The organism is Streptomyces sp. NRRL WC-3549, assembly GCF_000721935.1.
In the GTDB taxonomy this organism is placed as follows: Bacteria; Actinomycetota; Actinomycetes; order Streptomycetales; family Streptomycetaceae; genus Streptomyces.
On the sequence record NZ_KL585429.1, the window covers coordinates 69,996 to 72,262 of the forward strand.

The 2,267-nt window shown below is 77.2% G+C and carries 1 protein-coding gene and 2 pseudogenes; 1 reads left to right on the forward strand and 2 read right to left on the reverse strand.

What is annotated here, in order from left to right:
- Positions 1-593: universal stress protein (locus IH13_RS41460; protein ID WP_158791397.1), on the forward strand; the 593-nt coding region annotated here is incomplete at its 5' end.
- Positions 594-617: 24 nt separating this feature from the next.
- On the opposite strand, the pseudogene mycP reads toward IH13_RS41460, so the two are convergent.
- Both mycP and IH13_RS0129955 read right to left on the reverse strand, forming a co-directional pair.
- Positions 618-1,767 (reverse strand): annotated as a pseudogene (gene mycP, locus IH13_RS38870) (type VII secretion-associated serine protease mycosin).
- Between the two features lie 34 nt (positions 1,768-1,801).
- A pseudogene (locus IH13_RS0129955) lies at positions 1,802-2,267 on the reverse strand (hypothetical protein); the annotation flags it as partial.

Here is a 2,267-nt window from a genome sequence, read left to right on the forward strand (position 1 = left end):
TCCCGGTCCTGGCCGGCGGCCACCGGCTGCTCGCCCGGGCCGAGCGGGCCACCGGGGACGGGGCGCCCGTCGGCCCGTCCCTCGTCGCCGTCGGCCGCACCGCCGAACCGGGTTCCCGCCCGGTGGTCGTCGCCGTCGGCGGCCACGACCGGGCGGTCGCCGTCGTCGGCGCCGCGGCCCGTCTCGCCCGCGGCACCGGCAGCCCGCTGGAAGTCGTCCACGTCCGGCAGACCGCCGTCGTGGAGGGGCAGGCCGTCGACGCCGAGACCGACGACCAGGCCCGGGCAGCGGTCACCGCCCACCTCGACCGGCTCGCGGCCGAGGGTCTGAGTGCAACCGGACGCGTGCTGACCGGCGTCGGCGACCACGCGGACGCCGGACGGGCCCTGGCCCGGCACGCCACCGAGATCGGGGCCCGCGCCGTCGCGGTCGGCCGCTCCCCGCGCGGTGCGCTCCTCCAGTTCGCCGACGGCAGCTTCACCACCGCCCTCACGCATGCCGCCGACTGCACGGTCGTCCTCGTCGAGGCCGACGACACGTCCCGGCACCTGACGGCGGAGACCCTCGCGGAACTGCGCGGCGGCACGCTCTGAGCCGGCCGCCGGTACGGTTCCCGCTCAGCGGCGGCCCGGGAAGGCGCCGGGCCCGGCCCGCCACAGCACCACGGCCAGCGCCAGCAGAGCGGCACCCGCCGCGCCCGCGGCCGGGGCCCGCCGCGCCCGCGGCCGGAGCCGGCCAGGCGGCCGGGGTGTCGTGCTCCGGTGCCGGGGCGGGCCCGGCACCGAAGTACCGCTTGCCGTAGCCGGCGGCGGACTCGGCCCGCAGCCCGGCGGGGCGCAGCCTCGCCCCGGCCTCGATCGCGGCCGCGGGGTCGACGGTCCCGTAGCCCCGGGCGTCGTCGCGTCCGCCTTCGGGCGCGTCGCGGGCGGTGTCCGTGAGCAGGGTCTTGACCTGCGCGGGCGAGAGTCCCGGGTGGGCGGCGCGGACGAGGGCCACCGCACCGGAGACGAACGCCGAAGCGGCGGAGGTGCCCCACTCGATGTAGTAGTGCCGGTCGGGGTTGGCCACGACGATGTCGACCCCGGGGGCGCTGACGGTGGCGTACCAGCGGCGGGTGGAGAAGGCCGCGTGCGTGCCGTACTGGTCGACGGCGGCGACGGCGATCACCCCCGGGTAGGCGGCGGGGTACGAGGGCCGGTCGCCCTTGTCCCCGCTGTTGCCGGCCGAGGCGACCACGCTGACACCCTTGGCCAGGGCGTACTGGACGGCCGCGTCCTCGCTGGGTTCGGGGTGGGCGGACTCGCTGTCGTCGCCGAGGGAGAGGTTGATGACGTCGGCCCCCTGGTCGGCGGCCCAGCGGATCCCGTCGGCGAGGGCGGTGCCGCGTGACTCGCGGGCCTTGGCCCGGGAGGGGTCGGTGGACTCCAGGATCACCCGGCCCGGGAGGATCTTGGCCTCCGGGGCCACCCCGAGGACGCCCTCGCCGCCGTCGGCGCCGCTGCCGTGGCCGGCGATGATGCCCGCCATCGCGGTGCCGTGCAGGGCCCAGGAGCCGTCGCCGCTCCCGGCTCCGAACCCTATGAAGTCCTTGCCGTCCAGCACCTGGCCCGCCAGGTCCGGGTGGCTACCGTCGACCCCGGTGTCCAGGACGGCCACGGTGACGCCCTCGCCCTTCGTGGTCTGCCAGGCCCGGTCGGTGTGCAGGGCCTGGAGCCCCCACTGCTGGTCCCGGATGGCGTCCGCCCGGGCGGGTACGGCGGGCAGCAGCGCGAACGCGGCGCGCGGAGCCGATGGGGGCGGGTCATTCCGGCTTCTTCTCCGTGAGGTCGGTGATCGTCCGGCGCAGGGTGCGCTCCACCCGGTCGGCGACACCCTTCGCCTCGTGGCCGAGGCCGGCCTCGGCCACGGCCGTGGTGGCCCCGGACTTCATCGCCACGGCGGCGGGCTGCGGCTCGGCGACCGTACGTCCGTCGGCGAAGCCCGAGACGGAGAGGACCACGACGGGCACCTCGGTCAGCACGTGGACGCTCCAGCTGGCGCGCTGGGCGTCGCCGAAACCGGCGGCGGCGGTGTCCTTCACCGGATACGTACGGGGCATCAGGTCCGCGCGGCCGTCGAGGTGCTGGGTGGTGAACCGGGTGTCGAGCGCGCTCATCGCGCCGGCATCCGCCTCGGTGAAGACCAGGCCGACGGTGGTGACGCTGCTGCGGGTGGCGTCGGTGTAGGTGGCCCGTACCAGCCGCTCGCAGCCCACCGGCCGGAGCGTC